This is a genomic window from Vibrio sp. YYF0003 (assembly GCF_036350715.1).
GTDB classification, from domain to species: domain Bacteria; phylum Pseudomonadota; class Gammaproteobacteria; order Enterobacterales; family Vibrionaceae; genus Vibrio; species Vibrio natriegens.
Genome location: NZ_JAZDWA010000002.1, coordinates 434,170 through 452,691 on the forward strand (window position 1 = coordinate 434,170; position 18,522 = coordinate 452,691).

20 protein-coding genes are annotated in these 18,522 nt (G+C 42.2%); 10 read left to right on the top strand and 10 right to left on the bottom strand.

The genetic code is table 11. The annotated features are described in order from the left end of the window. Positions 1 to 36: 36 nt before the first annotated feature. The 3 genes from V1U08_RS08505 to V1U08_RS08515 form a co-directional block, all read right to left on the bottom strand. The gene (locus V1U08_RS08505; RefSeq protein WP_065299563.1) at positions 37 to 570 is read right to left on the bottom strand and encodes a shikimate kinase; all 534 of its coding nucleotides are present in this window, start codon (positions 568 to 570) and stop codon (positions 37 to 39) included. Positions 571 to 755: 185 nt separating this feature from the next. Then, positions 756 to 1,484 carry a class I SAM-dependent methyltransferase gene (locus tag V1U08_RS08510; protein ID WP_330470404.1) on the bottom strand — a complete coding sequence of 243 codons (729 nt, stop codon included), beginning with the start codon at positions 1,482 to 1,484 and terminating at the stop codon, positions 756 to 758. Positions 1,485 to 1,589: 105 nt separating this feature from the next. Continuing rightward, entirely contained in the window at positions 1,590 to 2,102 is a 513-nt protein-coding gene (locus tag V1U08_RS08515) for a hypothetical protein (protein ID WP_330470405.1), read from the bottom strand. A 374-nt stretch (positions 2,103 to 2,476) separates the two neighbouring features. On the opposite strand from V1U08_RS08515, the gene V1U08_RS08520 reads away from it, so the two are divergent. Continuing rightward, a complete protein-coding gene (locus tag V1U08_RS08520; RefSeq protein ID WP_065303078.1) occupies positions 2,477 to 3,559 on the top strand; it encodes a DUF4297 domain-containing protein in 1,083 nt (360 codons plus the stop codon). A 41-nt stretch (positions 3,560 to 3,600) separates the two neighbouring features. Then, complete coding sequence (locus V1U08_RS08525) at positions 3,601 to 5,334, top strand: hypothetical protein (RefSeq protein WP_330470406.1); 1,734 nt, start codon at positions 3,601 to 3,603, stop codon at positions 5,332 to 5,334. Positions 5,335 to 5,400: 66 nt separating this feature from the next. Here V1U08_RS08525 and V1U08_RS08530 read toward each other — a convergent pair whose 3' ends face one another. The 4 genes from V1U08_RS08530 to V1U08_RS08545 all read right to left on the bottom strand — a co-directional run bounded on the left by V1U08_RS08530 (position 5,401) and on the right by V1U08_RS08545 (position 7,330). Then, entirely contained in the window at positions 5,401 to 5,940 is a 540-nt protein-coding gene (locus tag V1U08_RS08530; RefSeq protein ID WP_065302257.1) for a hypothetical protein, read from the bottom strand. Between the two features lie 53 nt (positions 5,941 to 5,993). Then, entirely contained in the window at positions 5,994 to 6,509 is a 516-nt protein-coding gene (locus V1U08_RS08535) for a hypothetical protein (RefSeq protein WP_330470407.1), read from the bottom strand. A gap of 23 nt (positions 6,510 to 6,532) precedes the next feature. After that, positions 6,533 to 7,015, bottom strand: a complete 483-nt coding sequence (locus V1U08_RS08540; RefSeq protein WP_065302255.1) for a hypothetical protein — start codon at positions 7,013 to 7,015, stop codon at positions 6,533 to 6,535. Positions 7,016 to 7,159: 144 nt separating this feature from the next. Next, complete coding sequence (locus V1U08_RS08545) at positions 7,160 to 7,330, bottom strand: hypothetical protein (protein WP_330470408.1); 171 nt, start codon at positions 7,328 to 7,330, stop codon at positions 7,160 to 7,162. A gap of 238 nt (positions 7,331 to 7,568) precedes the next feature. On the opposite strand from V1U08_RS08545, the gene sbcB reads away from it, so the two are divergent. The 5 genes from sbcB (at position 7,569) to purT (ending at position 12,643) form a co-directional block, all read left to right on the top strand. After that, positions 7,569 to 8,990, top strand: a complete 1,422-nt coding sequence (sbcB, locus tag V1U08_RS08550; RefSeq protein WP_330470409.1) for an exodeoxyribonuclease I — start codon at positions 7,569 to 7,571, stop codon at positions 8,988 to 8,990. A gap of 58 nt (positions 8,991 to 9,048) precedes the next feature. After that, positions 9,049 to 9,423, top strand: coding sequence for a CidA/LrgA family protein (locus V1U08_RS08555; protein ID WP_020333045.1), 375 nt, complete (start codon positions 9,049 to 9,051; stop codon positions 9,421 to 9,423). Position 9,424: 1 nt separating this feature from the next. Continuing rightward, positions 9,425 to 10,102 carry an LrgB family protein gene (locus tag V1U08_RS08560; protein WP_014231625.1) on the top strand — a complete coding sequence of 226 codons (678 nt, stop codon included), beginning with the start codon at positions 9,425 to 9,427 and terminating at the stop codon, positions 10,100 to 10,102. Between the two features lie 330 nt (positions 10,103 to 10,432). Continuing rightward, complete coding sequence (cdd, locus tag V1U08_RS08565; protein WP_330470410.1) at positions 10,433 to 11,320, top strand: cytidine deaminase; 888 nt, start codon at positions 10,433 to 10,435, stop codon at positions 11,318 to 11,320. A 147-nt stretch (positions 11,321 to 11,467) separates the two neighbouring features. Then, positions 11,468 to 12,643, top strand: a complete 1,176-nt coding sequence (gene purT / locus V1U08_RS08570; protein WP_330470411.1) for a formate-dependent phosphoribosylglycinamide formyltransferase — start codon at positions 11,468 to 11,470, stop codon at positions 12,641 to 12,643. A gap of 93 nt (positions 12,644 to 12,736) precedes the next feature. Here purT and V1U08_RS08575 read toward each other — a convergent pair whose 3' ends face one another. After that, complete coding sequence (locus tag V1U08_RS08575) at positions 12,737 to 13,387, bottom strand: thiopurine S-methyltransferase (RefSeq protein WP_330470412.1); 651 nt, start codon at positions 13,385 to 13,387, stop codon at positions 12,737 to 12,739. Between the two features lie 315 nt (positions 13,388 to 13,702). Between V1U08_RS08575 and V1U08_RS08580 the strand changes: the two genes are divergently transcribed. Continuing rightward, positions 13,703 to 14,479 (top strand): phosphoribosylglycinamide formyltransferase, encoded by a 777-nt coding sequence (locus V1U08_RS08580; protein WP_014231621.1) that lies wholly within the window; start codon positions 13,703 to 13,705, stop codon positions 14,477 to 14,479. A gap of 117 nt (positions 14,480 to 14,596) precedes the next feature. On the opposite strand, the gene ihfA is transcribed toward V1U08_RS08580, so the two are convergent. After that, positions 14,597 to 14,893, bottom strand: coding sequence for an integration host factor subunit alpha (ihfA, locus tag V1U08_RS08585; protein WP_005462650.1), 297 nt, complete (start codon positions 14,891 to 14,893; stop codon positions 14,597 to 14,599). A 542-nt stretch (positions 14,894 to 15,435) separates the two neighbouring features. Here ihfA and V1U08_RS08590 point away from each other — a divergent pair. Beyond that, a complete protein-coding gene (locus tag V1U08_RS08590) occupies positions 15,436 to 16,314 on the top strand; it encodes an AEC family transporter (protein WP_020333039.1) in 879 nt (292 codons plus the stop codon). A 17-nt stretch (positions 16,315 to 16,331) separates the two neighbouring features. On the opposite strand, the gene V1U08_RS08595 is transcribed toward V1U08_RS08590, so the two are convergent. Further along, on the bottom strand, positions 16,332 to 17,327 hold the full coding sequence (locus tag V1U08_RS08595) for a LacI family DNA-binding transcriptional regulator (RefSeq protein WP_330470413.1): 996 nt from the start codon (positions 17,325 to 17,327) through the stop codon (positions 16,332 to 16,334). 244 nt (positions 17,328 to 17,571) lie between these two features. Between V1U08_RS08595 and V1U08_RS08600 the strand changes: the two genes are divergently transcribed. Beyond that, positions 17,572 to 18,489: an aminoimidazole riboside kinase gene (locus V1U08_RS08600; RefSeq protein ID WP_330470414.1), complete on the top strand. Its 918-nt coding sequence runs from the start codon at positions 17,572 to 17,574 to the stop codon at positions 18,487 to 18,489. Positions 18,490 to 18,522 lie beyond the last annotated feature (33 nt).

Consider the following 18,522-nt stretch of genomic DNA (forward strand, 5'->3'; position numbering starts at 1 on the left):
CAAACTGAGCAGTTGATTGATTTCGAATCCCACTAGTTAGGTGTGAAAGCCATTGATATACGCCTGCGCTTCTCTAGGGCATGAGATACGCACGAATTTAATGTGACTGTATTGCGGGTTTGAGAACATTTCCTGATAACGCAGCCGATTGCTTTTATACGTTTTCAATGTCCAAAGAATGATGGAGTCTCGGCTGAAAAACGACTTTTTGAATGATTCAACATTCCCGGTTTCGTGCCAGAGTTCTTGCTTGGTTAAAGAACGGGTGACCGCCCTTTTTACCGCCTGATAAATCGTTCTGGGAAACGAATAATCAATCCATATAACAGTATCAACCGTTGCCCATTTTATTGGCGCAGTACGATTATAGTTGCCATCAAGCACCCAATGCTCTTCCCTTAACTGCACTTCAAGTGTGGCAAAAAACTCGTCATCAGGTGACTCTTGCCAGTTCGGTTTCCAGAACATCGCGTCCATTTCCAGATACGGATAATTCAACTTTTGCGCAAGCCTTCGACCGAATGTACTCTTACCACTCCCACTCGTCCCAACGACGTTTATTCTCTTCATCAACCTTCCCTGTTTTTATGTTCCAGCACAGACCGGTTGTAAATTGGCTGAGAGTCCTTTCCTTCCGCTATCATGCCGATTTTCATTCGAATATTGAAATGATAATCAGTGAGTTAGCGATCCATAATACAAATTAGATGGGTAAAACCTCTTAAAGAAGAGCAAGTAAATCACTTGTTAGGTGGCTATTTTTTAACGGCTGTTATTATTAACATCATTGGCCTTCTCAGTTCATCATGCCACCCCATTTTTTCCACCATTTCTTCCGATGGTTTAGGCTCCAATACCGATCGTATTTCAAATCCTTCGGACAGCAGAGTAGATATATGAGTTTCTATTGTGCGATGATATTTAATGACTTCACTGCCTAAAAACTCTGTTTTTCTTTCCCCTTCATGAAAGTAATTATCCAAAGGCCAGTGTTGAATTTTGCTTTTTTCGTAATACCAATCTTGAGAACTATTTGAAGTGAAAATTGGATGTTCAACGGAATAACAGATAACACCTTTGGACTTTAATAACTTGAATGCTTTTTGAAAAACCGAGCGAAGATCTTCAACATAATGTAAAGCAAGGGAGCTAAATATGACGTCAAAGGATCCGTCTTCTGCATCAAAATCTTCTATCGCACATCGCTCAAAAGTAACATTGCCTTTGTCTGTTAACTCACGAGCTTTCTCTAGCATCTTTTCTGATAAGTCTATACCTACTACGGCTTCAGCGCCTTGGTCAACGGCATACTGGCAGTGCCATCCGTAACCACAACCTAAATCCAGTACTTTCTTCCCCGACAATTCAGGCAAGTTGGAACGAAATACTTTCCACTCACCAGCGGACTTTAGGCCATCAGTTGAACGCGGCATCTTGGCGTAAGCTTCGAAAAAAGCCGGATCGTCGTATTTATTTTGTTTCACACTCAATTCTCCATTACTAAACTGGCTGGATGTTTAGCAAATATATCTATGTAAAAGGACTAATGCTGCGCGAGCCAAGTCCCATTTAACTCTTTGTTGGGCAAATTACTGACTACTATTACTACATTCAAAAAACCTATCTCTGAACTGCATCATAAGTTCTTTCTCTTGAATTTCATCTATTGATCGCAGTGCTGGATTTTCACAAGTAACTGACTCAACAAAGCTATTGCATTCTGCTGCGCCGATTAAACAGTTTTTATCGTAATACCAATTTGTAACTGTACCATTCTCGTTCAAGATTGAAGCTGCTCCCAGCAAAGTGTCAACACCCACAAATTTGTCAAAACCATAAAACGGTTTAGCATCATAAAACGATGATTCTATACACTTTTGAACTTCGTCTACATCTTGATCTATTTGAGAAACACCACAATCTACGTACAACCCTGTATCGGGGATAGTAGATAGGACCTGAGCCTGAAACTCCTCAAATGTTATCTTTACCTTGATTGGCTCGGCACCACTCTCATTTGAGGGTTCTTCTTTATCACTATTATTGCAACCGACTAACGTTGTTCCTATAAGTAGCACTAAAACTGATTGCTTGATGCTCATTTTTGTTCCTTTTGCCTAACGCTTATAAGGCGGCTCCTAGCCATCCTTTGTTAATTATCATGCCGCCTTTCATTACGAGCTTCAAAGTAAAATCAGTGAGTTAGTGATCTATGGAACTAATTTTTTAGCAATAATAGGCATATTAGCAAAATTGCATAAACCAAGAACCCAACTTCCCAGAGCAAATTAGCAAATCACCGCTGCGTTGGATACGAGCAGCGGTGATGGAATGGGTTGAGCATGAAGGAGGTTTTAAACAGAACTAATTCTAGACAACTTGTGACATAAGCAAACGATTTGCTATTAGGCACATGCGAATAAAAAAGTTCAGTGATAGTATCATTTGTAAACAAATACAAATGGTTGTCTATTCAATGAGCAAAAACGTTCTTTATGAACCCCAACGTGAAACTTCAGGTGGCTCTACTTTTTCAAAGTATGAATACCAATACCACTGGGCACTTTGCAAAATCATAGAAAAACATGCTAAGAAACAAGAGTATGCGCTGCTAGTTGAGTTTCATGAGGATGTGGTCATCAGTGATTCACTTGATGGTGAACATTCTCAATACGACTTCTATCAGGTTAAGGCGTATTCAACTAACAAGGTGACGACCAAATCACTGACAAAGCGGGCTAAAGGCAACTCGGGCAAATTGAAAAGTTCTATCCTTGGTAAGTTGCTTGAATCAACGACTTACTCAGCTTATGAAAAAAGAATCAACGAGATAGGATTGGTTGTAGCATCAGGTTTTAACCTTGGATTAGATAAGGAAAAAATGAACTTAAATGTCATTTCAAAGGGTGACTTGTCAAATGACTGTGTTGAACATTTGAAACAAAGCTTGAAAGAAGAGCTTGGCAGTGATTCCATTCCCGAAAACCTAAAATTCATAATTCCAACTCTTAAGGAAGAAAACCAACAAAAATACGTCATTGGTGAGTTTGCAGAGCTAATAGAAACTACGATGCCAGGAGCTACCCACAGGGCGCTCGATATCTATCGAGCGATTATAGATGACCTCCATAGAAAGGGAGCCAAGATTACAGACTACAAAGAATGGGAAGACTTAGTGCAATATAAATCTCTTACTTCTGAAGATGTATCTTCTGTAATTGCTTCAAACATTGAACACCCATCAGTTCAACGAAAAATTGATGCCTTAGCCGACTGCATAAAACCGCTACAGTTTAGTGCTCCAAGACGTAGAAAAATAACAATTAGCTTCAGAAAGCGTTGTATGTCGAGGCTGGGAGGGAACTCTGCACGCGACATTAACATCACGAAAAAGATACAAAGAATCATCGACGACTTAGACGACCCTGATGATGACAAACTATACTTCGAAACTCTTTTCTCTAGAGTAAAGCAAGCTGTTCCGTCGTTGGTGCCACTCGGTGATGATGAGGTCATTATTCAATCACTATATGCATTTTTGGATGAATCCGATGCTTAAAAACTACAAACTACTAATTAGAAATTTGAGGAATCAAAAAGATGAACGGCTTAAGATTCAATCGCCTAATACTCGTATCAGATTCGACAAGGTCGGCCAATCAGTTCACATTCCCGAAGAGATTGAATCTAATTACCGGAAACGACAATAGTATTGGTAAATCGTCTATTGTTATGAACATCTTTTGGGCTTTAGGTTGTACTCCGTTTTTCGATGAGCCTTGGAAGAAACTAAATGTAAAAGCTGCTCTTTTTTTCAGCATAGATGGAAAAGACTACATCAGTACGAGAGTAGGCGAATCCATTACAATAACTGACAACAAAGGGGTTCAACATAAATTCACAAAAATTACGGGTAAGTACTCTCGTTACATTGCAGAACTGTTGGGGTTTAAGCTTCGTTTAGCGGCCAGATCTGGTTTGGAACTTGAGACCCCTCCTCCGGCATTCTTCTTTCTCCCATTTTATATAGATCAACGTAAAAGTTGGTCGGAGCCATGGGAAGCATTTGACGATTTGAAGCAATATACAAACTGGAAGCGATCATTAATCAGATACTTTTGTGGCTATTACACTCCAGAGCATTTTGATATTGAAGAGGAAGTGTTCAGTGAAAAAGTGATTATTTCTGAAGCTGAAGACGAAGTAAAAAAGATCGACTCTGCACTTGAGGTTCTAGATTCTGTATCACTATCTACAGAATCAGATGCGCCTAAACTGGCACTTAGCGTACAAGAATTCAATGATATTCAGTCAGAGATAGAGGAAGAACTTACATTTTTTACTCGTTCTCAAGCTGATGCTTTAGAACATCAGGCTACGTTATTAGCCGAAATCTATGATGTCGAGAAAGAAATCGAAGTCGCAAAGGCATCTGTATCTGAGCTATCCAAAGACTATGCTTTCTCAGTTGAGTCAGTCATTAATGATGAACTGGAATGCCCTATGTGTGGCACTATGCACGACAATTCACTGGCTAGTCGGTCTTCAATTCTGGCAGACAAAGTTACGATGCAGGATCAAATCCATGAGCTTGAAAATGCATTGAACGCTAAAAAGGTCGAGCTAGAAGAGGTAGAAACCATACTTGATGTTATTGAATCTGAAATTACGCGTATCAATAATAAATATCTTGGTAGTGAATCTCATGAATCAAATTTTTCTTATGTGCTGAATCAAATCGCACAAAAGAATGTTGAGAGTGAAGTAGTTAAAAAGAAAGATACCCATCAACTTACTTCAAAAAAAGCTGAAGAAAGAAAAAGTGAACTAAAGAAAAAACAAAGGAAACTTCTATCTAAAGAAGAAACTAATGCCTTAAATGATTTCTTCATTAGTACGCTTGAAGAGCAGTGCACAGTTCTTGGTGCGAAGAAAGTAGAACTTGATGGAGTAAAAGGACCAACTGACTACAAAAAAATCATTGGTGGCGGTGCTGCGGAAGCTACACGCAGCTTGCTAGCTTATCAACTGACCATAGTTAAAATGATAGCGCATGTCCAAAGCTGCAAATTAAGCCCGTTTGTAATTGATACACCAAACCAACAAGACCAAGCATACCACCACTACACAAACATTATTAATGTACTTCAAGATAATATACCTAGAAACACTCAGGTAATAATTTGTGCTATGGAGCACCCAGCGTTAACTAGCCTCGCTGAAGGAGCTCATGTCATAAAGCTAGATGATCCTATGCTGTTAAGACCTGAGGATTACGCTCGCTTATCAGCCGAGTTTGAAATATTAAGACATCATCAAGATTTAAGCTATTAATACATTTTAAATAAATCTAATAAGGCCAAATCGACAGTTTGGCCTTTTTATTAAATAGTCCATAAATCACTGCCCATCAATTTCGGGATTATCCAATAAATCTTTTACCGTTTCATTACCCCGGAGTGTTTTCTGTCGTTCATAAAGCTCATTGTCTCGATTATATAAATCAAGATAAAGTGATTCTTGTCTTTGTATAGCTTTCAACTCCTGCTTTTTGTCAACCAACGCATCTGAAGTTATACTCCCACCTAACACATTATCGTAGAAGTCTTTCAGACGACCCGCATCTATATCGTCCTTCACGCTTGTCAGCTCTTCTTCGAGTTTTTTTAATTCACTAATCTTTGTCGAGATTTGCCCCTCAACATCACTAAGAATTTTACTTCGTTCTTCAATAAGCTTTCTTTGACTATCCAAATTTTGCTTTTGTCGTTCTATAGTCTGCTGAAGAGCTAAAGTTTGTGTAGCTTTAATTTCCAATTGATTAAATTTAATGTTTAACTCACCTGACTTAAAAGAAAACACTATAAAGCTAATAGTAAGTGCTACTATACAAAAGCTTGATGCATGCCAAAATGATTTGGGAACTCCTGTTATTTCCATTTCCGGCTCCTTATAGGACCTAATATTCACAACTAGTTTCTGTCGTTACTATTTTAGTTTTTTTCTTTTATTTCAGATGGCAAGGATTTAGTCTGAGGTTGGTGAAATGCATCTTTTAAGGCTCTAATGCCCACAGCCAAAGGAGGTAATTCAAAACTACCTTCATATATATTAGCTTTTCCTCCTGACAGTATAACTGCAAGTGTTAAAGCTATTAAGCTAATGCCTGCTGATTTTGCTACGAACTTTAATGGGCTATTTTTTGATATACTTACAAATTCTAAATCAAACTCTTGTTCTAAATCAGTCATCCATAAGTCTATCACTCTATGGTGTAAAGGTAGTTCAATATCCTTAGCTTCCAAATTTTCCCAGATGATATCATTATATATAACTGAGCTAAAACTGAACTTATTAATAAAAGATTCATCTTCTGCTAATTCAAGGCACGCGACATATGCTGAACGGAAAAAATATAGAAAATACCCTAATTCAAACGCATTTACAGCTTCATTTCTTGAATACTCTTTTATCGTTATTACATATTCTTTTTCTTCGTCTAGTACCATTTTCTATCCTCTTGAATAGTTTGTCAGGGCTTTACTTTAAGCGCTTTCTTCGCGTTTCTGGACAATTCCACCAAGCACTCGTACGCTACTTCCCTTAACTGACTCAACTTTTGTGCGTCTTCACCGCTAGTGTTAAAGCGAAATATAGCCCCTTCAAAGACAGCAATTACTCGTTGAGATTTTTGGTCAAGGAATAATGCCCCCATATGTGAATGCATTTGTAACTTTATGAGAGCTTCATTGAACTTTACTTTTTGAGCCGTATACAAGTCCTCTGCATGCTCCACATTATCCAACTCAACATCCATAACCATATCTGCGTAAATAACTACTTGACTCAAAGAATCAGCGATTTCCGAATAACAAGATAGCTTTTTATCCCACCATTTTTCAGACTTATAGCGACTCAAAGCAAGCCAAACCGAAAAAGCAGAAGATATCAACGCTATCGCTATTGTTGAGCCTGCATCTAATATAAAACTGAAGATTGCATTTATTAGTTCCAAAACCGTACCTCTAAAGCCCTAACGCATATTAAGCGGCTCAGAGCCGTCTTTTTCTTCCATCATCATGCCGCTTTTCATTGACGTGTTCAAAAGCTAATCAGCGAGTTAGTGATCTATGAGACTAATTGATCAGCAATAAGCATACTAACTCACAGCTACTTTTTTATTTTCCAACCCTTTTTGCACTTGCGTAAACAACGCTTCTGCAAACTTTTCGTATGCTTCTTTTTGATCTGATAGCCAATCATGCTTGTTGTATATCGCCATTACGCCGACCTGCTCATGCCCGAGCATTTTTTCGGTCACGTGCGGCATGTTGCCGAGTTCTGAACAGGTGGTAGAAATACTGCGGCGGAAGTCGTGGGCTCGCCACTGAGGTAAGATTAAGTTATCGCGTAACCTTTCAAATTGGGCTCACAATAGTTGCGGAAAAATCAAGCCGATGGACACTTATCGGCTTTTTCATATTCACAACTTTACCTTGCATCTTTCGTTGCGAGTTAAGGCATTGAATGGTCTAATACTCTTATCGGTTCCGTAAACGGTAAGCAGAATGCACCAAGATAATCAGCCCACTTTTTTCTTCTTTGACTACGAAACTTGGGGAACAAACCCTGCAAAAGATCGTCCGAGTCAATTCGCTGGTGTTCGCACAGATGAAAATTTCAATATCATCGGCGAGCCTTTAGTTATGTATTGCCAGCCACCTGCTGATTACCTTCCTTCTCCTGAAGCTGCTTTAATTACTGGGATAACCCCACAAAAGGCGGTGCAGGAAGGTCTGCCTGAGCCTGAGTTCATTGCTAAAATTCATGCTGAGTTATCCAAACCCAATACCACCAGCTTGGGTTACAACAGTATTCGTTTTGATGATGAAGTGACGCGTTACACCTGTTACCGCAACTTTATTGACCCGTATGCGTGGAGTTGGCAGAACGGCAATTCGCGCTGGGATTTACTTGATGTGCTGCGCGCTTGTCATGCCCTTCGACCAGAAGGCGTTGAATGGCCAGAAAATGAAGAAGGCTTTCCTAGCTTCAAACTTGAACATTTGTCTGTTGCCAACGGTATTGAACACAGCAATGCACACGATGCCATGGCTGACGTTATCGCAACGATCGAGATGGCGAAGAAAGTTAAAGCCGCTCAGCCTAAGTTGTTCGATTACTTCTTCTCCATGCGTCAAAAGCGTAAGCTGAATGAATTGGTTGATATCGTTAATATGACGCCTCTAATGCACGTTTCTGGCATGTTAGGACGCGAGTGTCAGTACACAAGCTGGATTGTGCCTGTTGCATGGCATCCGACGAACAACAACGCGGTTATCACCATTGATTTAGCCAAAGATCCGCAACCAATCTTAGAACTGTCTGCGGAAGAGCTGCACGAAAGGTTGTACACCAAGCGAGAAGATCTCGGTGAGTTACTGCCTGTGCCAGTTAAACTTGTTCACTTGAATAAGTGCCCTATTCTGGCACCAGCGAAAACACTGACGGCTGAAAACGCGGAGTCTATCGGCATTGATCGTCAACAATGCTTGAACAATCTGGCTCTGTTGCGTCAGCACCCAGAGATTCGAGAAAAGCTGATCAGCCTGTTTTCTGTTGAGCGCACATTTGAAAAAAGTGATGATGTGGATACTCAACTGTACGATGGCTTTTTCTCTCCGGCGGATCGCGCAGCGATGGATATTATTCGCGAGACCGACCCGAATAATCTGGCCGCTCTGGATATTGAGTTCGATGACAAGCGCATTAAACCACTGTTGTTCCGTTACCGTGCTCGAAACTTCCCTGGCACGCTAGACGAACAGGAACAAAGACGTTGGGCACAGCACTGCCGTGAAGTGTTTGAAAGCCAAATCGAAGAGTATATGCTGAATTTAGAAAACTTAGTTCACGAACATGAAAGTGACGAAAAGAAAATAGCACTATTAAAATCCGTTTATCGTTACGTAGAGAGCCTAGCCTCTTAATTTCTTACTTAATCAAGGGCACCGTCAGGTGCACTTGTTGTTTTTATATGCTGCCCAAATGATAAAAGATCGATTATTACAACTGACCCAATTGCTCGTTTCCCTCTTTCTCATCATGGGAGCACTTGGGATCGGAGTTACTATTCAAAGATTTACTGACACTTCCGTCCCAGGCAGTGTTATCGGCATGATCCTGTTGTTCCTTTCTATGGCAACCGGACTTGTCAAAGTTGAGTGGGTGAAAACTGGCGCAACTCTGTTTATTCGCTACATGATCTTATTGTTCGTTCCGGTTAGTGTTGGCCTGATGGATCACTTCGACATGCTTTTCGCCAACGCACTACCCATTCTTGCAAGTGCGGTCGGCGGCACCTTGATTGTGCTGGTGAGTCTCGCATGGCTGCTGGATTATTTGCTAAAGGAGAAACACTAATATGTGGATTTTACTCACTATTGTTGTTTTCCTTGTTGCACGTCAGATTGCGATTAAAGCGAACCACCCAATTGTTAACCCACTGCTTATTTGTATTGCGGTCATTATTCCGTTGTTGACCTACTTGAACGTGCCGTTTGACACTTACTACGCCGACAACGAAGTGTTTAGTTTCCTGCTACAACCAGCCGTTGTGGCGCTAGCTTACCCGTTATATGAGCAGCTTCCTCAGATCAGAGCAAACTGGCGCATCATTACCTTCGCTTGTGTTTTGGGTAGTGTGATGTCGATGATGACGGCAACTCTCATCGCCGTTGCGTTTCACACCGAGTTAAGTTTGATCGCGAGCTTGGTTGGTAAATCAGTGACCACCCCTATTGCGATGGAAATCTCCAGCCACCTTGGTGGTGAAGCGGCAGTTGCGGCGATTTTAGTTCTTCTAGTTGGCTTGTTGGGTGCGATTGTGGCTTACCCTATCTACAACCTGATTGGGATCAAGCATCCTATTGCCCGAGGTTTAACCATGGGTACGGTGTCCCACGCACTGGGTACCGCGACGTGTGTTGAGAAACAACCAGCAGACGCGGCGTTCTCGTCATTGGCGTTAGTGCTTTGCGGCATTATTACGTCGGTTCTGGCTCCGAGCTTTTTCGCTCTGGCTGTCTGGTTATATCAATAAGAATCAAGTTTTCGGCCTGCCTATCATCCGGGCAGGTCTTCCCCCAATTCTCTCCAAGTCTCCCTCTAAAGATTTAAATCCGTTTGCAACCTTACCTCTTGGACATGTAATAGAGCGACGATCAAAGCCTCATTACTTGGCGATATGTGTATGAGTTAATATAGTTAAGAGATCGACCTAACATTCAGCGCCTGTGCAATCGAATACATGTGTGACTTCACTCTAATTATGTAACGTGAAATTTAATTGCATTACTTTGCGTGATCTAAAGCACAGAACATTTTCCCACTTTGCATAGAATAACTGTCCATGCAATAACAAGGATTCAACATGAAAAGTCGCATTGAACAAGCGCTAGCAAGCGCACCTGAAGCACTTTCAAACCAACTTGCTCCTATCGTTTTAGCCGACGATTTTGATGCTACTCTTTCAGCACAGCAGTTTGAGCAGTTACTGTCTGCTACCGCTCTATCTGACAAAGAGCTGCGTGTTGCTCTGCTTCCTTTTGCCGCTGCTTATTCTTACGCGCCTATTTCTGAGTTTTATGTTGGTGCCATTGTTCGCGGGCTTTCTGGCCGTCTCTACTTCGGCGCAAACATGGAGTTTCTTGGCGTTCAACTTGGGCAAACAGTTCACGCAGAACAATCTGCAATCAGCCACGCCTGGATGAAGGGTGAACGCGGTGTTAAAGACATCACGATTAACTTTAGCCCTTGTGGCCACTGTCGTCAGTTCATGAACGAGCTGTCTACAGCGAAAGAGTTAAAAGTCCAGTTGCCAGAGCGTGAAGAAAAATCGTTACATGAATATCTGCCTGAAGCATTTGGCCCGGCCGATTTGGGTATCAAATCTGGCTTAATGGCAGAAGTTAAGCATCAATTCGAATGTGATGAGAACGATGCGTTGATTCAAAAAGCCGTCGATGCGATGAACATGAGCCATGCTCCTTACACCAATAACCTGAGTGGACTGGCGTTAGAGCTTGCTGATGGTCGCGTTTTCCAAGGCGCTTACGCAGAGAATGCGGCGTTTAACCCGAGCCTTCCTCCTCTTCAAGTTGCTTTGATTCAAGTGCTACTGGCGGGTGAAACCTTTGATAGCATCAAAGCGGCCGCTTTAGTGGAAAATTCAGAAGGTAAGATCAGTCATCTTGCTGATACGCAATCAACGTTAGAAGCGTTGAATCCCGACATTCCACTAAGTTTCGTTAACGTGTAATTTACATAATGATGTCGATGAAAGCTCTACATGATGTAGAGCTTTTTTATTAGCAAAAAACCATACGCAAACGTTTGCTTTACGATAAAAATTCAGTATGATCCCCTGCAAATTCTGTCTCATCACTTTATTTTGTAAGGGAACGATATGTTCGGTACTGCAACCAGCGCAAACGCTACTCGTGTATTACTTTTAGGCTCTGGCGAGCTTGGTAAAGAAGTCGCGATTGAATGCCAACGACTAGGTCTGGAAGTCATCGCGTGTGACCGCTATGCGGATGCACCGGCGATGCAAGTCGCTCACCGCAGCTACGTGCTTGATATGTTGGATGGTCAAGCATTAGAAGAAATCATCAATAAAGAGCAACCTGCTTATGTTGTTCCTGAAATTGAAGCTATCGCGACCGATAAACTGGTTGAGTTAGAAGAAAAAGGTCTGAATGTCGTTCCAACAGCAAAAGCGACTAAGCTTACAATGAACCGTGAAGGTATTCGTCGTTTAGCTGCTGAAGAGCTTGAGCTTACTACCTCCCCTTACCGATTTGCAGACAACTACAACGATTTCAAAGCAGCAGTTGAATTTGTTGGCATCCCTTGTGTAGTTAAACCAGTGATGAGCTCATCTGGTAAAGGCCAGAGTGTCATTAAATCAGAAGCTGATATTGAAAAAGCATGGAACTACGCTCAAGAAGGTGGCCGCACTGGTGCTGGCCGTGTCATTGTTGAAGGCTTTATTGACTTTGATTACGAGATCACCCTACTAACCGTACGTGCGGTTGACGGCGTACACTTCTGCGCACCAATCGGTCACCGTCAAGAAGATGGTGACTACCGTGAGTCTTGGCAGCCTCAAGCGATGTCAGAAGAAGCCATCAAAGCAGCGGAATACACTGCGAAAAAAGTAGTGAATGCACTTGGCGGCTACGGAATTTTTGGTGTTGAGTTATTTGTGAAGGGCGATAAAGTCATCTTCAACGAAGTGTCTCCTCGTCCACATGACACAGGTATGGTTACGCTTATTTCTCAAGAAATGTCTGAGTTTGCACTGCACGTGCGCGCGTTTACTGGTATGCCGATTAACCAAATCGTTCAATATGGTCCTTCTGCATCAGCGGTGATTCTTGGTCAAGGTACGTCAACAAACATTCGTTTTGACAATGTGTCTGAAGCACTGGCACAACCACAGACTCAAGTTCGCCTATTTGGCAAACCAGAAATCGACGGTCGCCGCCGCTTAGGTGTTGTTCTTACTCGTCGAAATAGTACAGAAGAGTCCGTTCAAGATGCGGTAGCAAATGCATCGAAGGTAAACATCGTTTACTAAGCCATCTTTTATCAACAAAAAAGCGCAGCTATTTAATAGCTGCGCTTTTTTAGTCTTTTCGTACACGTAGTCAGTCACTTACGCTGTTCGAAATCACTGAGCTTCAATCAAATACACTTCTTCAGAAAAACGACTTAAGCCTTGCTTAGCAATTTTCGGGTGATTCTCATCCGCTTCGTCCACGTTGAGACAAGTCACTTTGTAACCCGAGAATAACTGTTCGATTTCGTTTACTGGTACGCTAAATGGAGGTCCCGCCATTTCTTGCTGAGGGTAATTGAGTGTCACAAGCAGAATACGGCCACCCTGTTTAAGTAACTCTTTCAAACGTTCGGCGTACTCTTGTCTCATCTCCTGTGGCAGCGCAACCAAAGCCGCTCGGTCGTAAATGATATCGACTTGAGAAACCGGTGCCGTGAAAAAATCTCCGGTATAAATAGAAAGCTCATCAAACTGATACAACTCATGCGTACCACTTATTGGCGTAACAGTTGGAGTATAAAAGTGCTCTGCAAAGAAAGCTCGAACTGCAATTTGGCTTAATTCAACGCCATTCACTTCATCATGTTTGGTCGCCAACCACACAAGATCTTCAGACTTACCGCAAAGCGGAACCAACACAGTGTCTTCGCGCTTAGGGTTGGTGTGGTGCCAATGCTGAGGCAGTAATGGATTTACATCTTCCAAATGGAATCCGATTTTATTGCTGGCCCACTTATTGTGCCAAAATTCTGGGTCTCTCATTTTACTTTCTACTTATCGGCTGAATTACGTTTTGTGGAGTAAGACTAATGATTTTTTCGAATTTGTCTATGCCGTTCATCTTTCGTTAATCCTCAAATGCTACGATGCAATCACGATATACGAAATGATACTGACGTTTAATTAACAGAATAATGAAAATATAAATAGTGATCTAACGCATAATTCCACTGTAAACATGAGAGTTAACCTTGGAATGTTTCAAAAGATCCCCATTTATTAATAACAACCTGATTTGCAAATCTTAGCGACTTCTTTGTCCCCATTTTCTAAGTGCAAGCAAGTTAAGGAGAGTGAATGAGCTTATTTTTACGTACAGCAGCATTGATGCTTTTGGTACTAAGCCGTGCACCTGCAATTGCCGCAATGCCTATTGCGCCAACAACTAGTGAACAGAATCGTTCTGCAAGTCAAAACGAGGTTTGTTCAAAACTCTTCAAACATAGCCTAAGTGGCTTATATGGCATTCAAACTATCGACTCAAATCCAACCCAGCCATACGCTGATTTTGATATTCTTTACTCCAAAGCTCACCAAGCTCAGTTCGAACTGGAAACCATCTGTAAAAGTACCGCCCTTCTCAACGACGCCCAACCTTACTTCGCTGGCGTAAAATCCAAACAACGTGCAGAGGAAAAAATTGCTTACGAACTGGATGGTCAGGTTGAACGCATTACCGATCTAGCACGTGCGACGATAGTTGCGGAAGATGTGGCAAGTTTGGTCTCTATCTATGAAACACTAGAGCGCGAAACAACTATCGTTAAAGTGAAAAACAGATTCAAAAAGCCGGGACCTTCGGGTTACCGAGATTTAAACTTACTGGTTCGTTTACCGAAAACAAACCTAATTGCAGAAGTTCAGCTCCATTTGAAAGCCATTGCGGATGTGAAGAATGGTCCTGAGCATGACCTTTATGAGAAAATTCAAAAGCTTGAACGTCAGGCAATGGCAGAAAAACGCCAGCTGACTGAATTTGAAACGGCAGCGATTCGAAGCATGCGAAGCCAAGCTAAGAACTTGTACCAGCACGCGTGGCAACCATACTTAACAACTCACTTAGAAGCGGCATAAAAAATTGCTTCCCTGAAAACAACAAACCACCGCAATGCGGTGGTTTTCTTTTGCATGCCGAAACGAAAATGCATGCACGACAAAAGACCACGACGAAGCGTGATCTATTTGGTTAGCTTACTGTTCTTTCTTAAGATTTTCTACGCGAGCTTTTAATTTCTGACCCGGGCGGAAAGTCACTACACGTCGAGCAGTAATTGGAATATCTTCACCAGTTTTCGGGTTACGACCAGGCCGTTCATTCTTGTCACGAAGATCAAAATTACCAAAACCTGACAGTTTTACCTGTTCGCCACTTTCTAGTGCCTTGCGAATTTCTTCAAAGAACACTTCCACCGTTTCCTTGGCGTCCCGCTTACTAAATCCCAATTTATCAAACAGGTTTTCTGCCAGTTCGGCTTTTGTGAGCGCCATAAAACTTTCCTCAAAGCTATGTTAAACAATGCTACTTAGTGTAGCGCCAGAGCAGTTTTACCCTACCAATTCAAGAACATATCGGGGTTACATCAGGAAGTGTATGACAAGCTTATGATTTTCGCCAACTTTTTTCTTTGCGAATAAATGGAATATGGCTGTATAAATTATTGTTAAATACCAACATTTTAACATTTTTTATTTAGAGAGTTCTTAAATACAAAACTCAACCAGTCAATTAAACCAATAAATTGGTAAAATTTGAAATAAAAAACCATTTAATAAATTTATCAGGTATAGGCTATTTTACAAACACCTGACATAGAACTTGTCGGTATTTCATTGATTTGTAAGTAACTAGGTACATAAACACTTGATAAGAAGTATGACCACTTACCAGCAGTTTTACTTTTATAAAGCTTGATAAACGCCAAGATTCTCACTGTTTTACGATGACTCACTAATCAAAGGTTGTTAGTGTGAACCTAGATTCATTACTTAACGAAATAATCACATCTTTTACCTTTAATTAAAGTGCGGTCATGATTAATCAAGTCATCAATATTCTTTTTCCCGTCTTCGCTCTTGTCGGCGTCGGCTATTTAGTCGGTCGGCATATCAAGCCAGATTTTCGCCCAATCAATCGAATCAATATTGATGTCTTTACGCCTGCGCTGGTGTTTTCGTCTCTAGTCAGCATGCCGCTCGATGCGGAACAAGGCCCTCTTCTTTTTGCTGCGATTGTTGCGGTTCTCGTCCCTGGATTGGTCATGATACCGATCTGTAAAGCGACCGGATTAACTTTCAAAGCCTGGGCACCACCCCACATGTTTCGCAATAGTGGCAACTTGGCTATCCCACTATTTACTTATACGTTCGGAGACGTGGCGCTTTCTTCTGCCGTCTTACTGTTTGTTGTATCGGCCTGTCTGCACATTAGTTTAGGGGTGATGCTTCTCAGCAGTGGCAACCCACTAAAACAGATCATAAAAATGCCAATCTTTTTATCGGCTTCTCTCGCGCTGGGCCTGAACTTGTCAGGAATTGGCGCTTGGGCACCGCTTTATGAAGCGACGGCATTATTAGGTCAGGCCGCAGTACCGGTAATGTTGCTCTCTCTCGGGGCACAAATGTGCAACTTACGATTGGATGGTCTGCGAGTTGGCGTGATATGTACGGTACAATCGCTGACCACAGGTGCAGTTGCCTTTGCGCTTATCTATTGGTTTATTCCGTTACCCACAATGCAATTGCAGATGATGGTACTTTTCACCATGTTACCGCCTGCGGTTATGAACTATTTATTTGCAGAGAGACTCAATATAGAACCGATGAAAGTGGCGTCGATGGTGTTATTTGGCAACTTTTTCAGTGTCTTGACCCTACCCCTTCTTCTCTCTTATACGTTGTCGCTCTCTTAGCGCTGAGATTAGCTAGCTTAACGATAGTGCAGTTTCGCAGGAAGAATCAGATGCTCGGCTTTACGATCGGGTGAACCTATAGATGCCGTTGCTTGCTCAAATAACGTTTTAGCGATGAGCTCGCAATCTTGTTCGATTGAATCAATGTTGATCGGTAAGCAATCTAAAATCGGTGAGTTATCGAACGTTGCTATTTTCACATTAGCATTCAATAACTGATGCTCAGACATATAACGCAAAACACCTTCGAGAATCGAATACGAAGCGACAAATATGCGAGTTGGCAAACGCCCAATATTCTGGTGGATTTCCTCAATCATGGCGTAACCGGAGTCGGGTTGATAATCTTTGTGTTTCACTAACTCCGTATCCAACTCCACTCCAGCGGCTAACACAGCCGCCTGATAACCAGAGAATCGATCTTTACTCGGAGAGAGCTCTAACTGTCCGCCTAAATAAGCACATTCTTCCGCTTGCTGACACAGCTTCTCTACCAGTTGCTTAGTCGCGTTATAAGCATCCGTTTTTATCGTCGTTAACGTCGTGGCGTCGAAAATACGGTCGAACACCAACACGGGGGTTTGCTCGGTGACTTTGCGATAGAAGGTGTCTTCAGTCATAGCCGTTGCCACCATTAGCAAATCGACTTGCCTTTCTAGCAAGCTTTTAACTGCCGCTTTTTCTTGTTTCGGGTTGTCTTCAGAAGAGGCGATTAAAAGCTGATAACCATGGCTACGCGCCAACTTCTCCAAAAACTTGGCCGTTGTAGCAAAACCCATATTGGCCAAATCAGGAATAACAAGACCCAGCGTGTAGGTACGGTTTGCCTTTAAAGCGCGAGCGTATAAGCTCGGAGCGTAATTGTGTTCATCTACCACAGCTTGAACACGCTTTACGGTCTCTTCATTAATACGATGTTTCTTCGCATGACCATTGAGGACAAAGCTAACGGTGGACTTTGAAACTCCAGCGAGCTCAGCGATATCTGCTAACTTTAGTTTTTTCTTCTTCACCTTACCCTTCCGAGATGAGTTTCGCTCTGGCTATTTGGATTCGACACATCGGCGGTCATCATACCGATGAAAACGTCGAAAACCATCACTTTTAGTATCTTGGGACTAAGGCTGCATTGTCGACTCGCGGCGTAGATCACAATCAGGATCATTTTTGCTTCTGATAAGTCAATTTCCATTGATTAGCTAAATCGTTTTAGCTAAAAATACTCTCAGTGAAATTAAGAAGTTTAAGGTAAGAATGATGAGTACGATTTGGGTGACTGGTGATGCCGTGGTTGATTTGATTCCGGATGCCAACGACACATATTTGAAATGTCCTGGAGGCGCACCTGCTAATGTCGCAGTTGCTATCGCACGATTGGGCGGCGCGGCTGCATTTTTTGGCCGTGTGGGGCTTGATCCTTTAGGTCGCTTTATGAAGGAAACGTTGACCAACGAAACCGTCAATACCGATTTTATGTTGCTTGACGAGGCACAACGAACGTCTACTGTCATTGTAGATCTGGATGATTCTGGTGAGCGTAGCTTTACCTTTATGGTCAAACCAAGTGCTGATCAGTTCTTGCTTCCTACAGATATTCCTTCTTTCACGAAGGGAGACTGGCTGCATGTGTGTTCCATCGCTCTGGCAAACGAGCCAAGCCGAAGCAGTACTCTAAAAGCAATGCGAGACGTTAAACAAGCCGGTGGCTTTGTTAGCTTTGATCCTAACCTTCGAGAGGAGGTGTGGGCGAACCCAGAGCAACTGAAACCTGTGGTTCACCAAGCCATAGAACTGGCAGATGTCGTCAAGTTTTCAGACGATGAGCTACTTTTCTTAACCGATACCAGCTCTTTAGAAGAAGGCTTAGAAGCGATCAAAGTTTACAATAATACTCTGGTCTTAATCACTCAAGGTGCGAAAGGCGCACTGACCGTCTTTGAAGGAGAGCAAGAGTTGATTGCTGGTCAAGCTGTAAAACCAGTCGATACGACGGGTGCTGGCGATGCGTTTGTCGGTGGTTTGCTGGCGAAATTAGCTCAGCATACTGAATGGGCGAATAAAGAGGTTATTCACGCCGCGGTGACATGGGCGAATGGTTGCGGCGCGTTAGCCACAACTCAAAAAGGCGCAATGACAGCATTACCAACTCAGGATGCCCTCATCGCTTACATCTAGATTAAAGAAACAATCGACCAATAGAAAAATCCC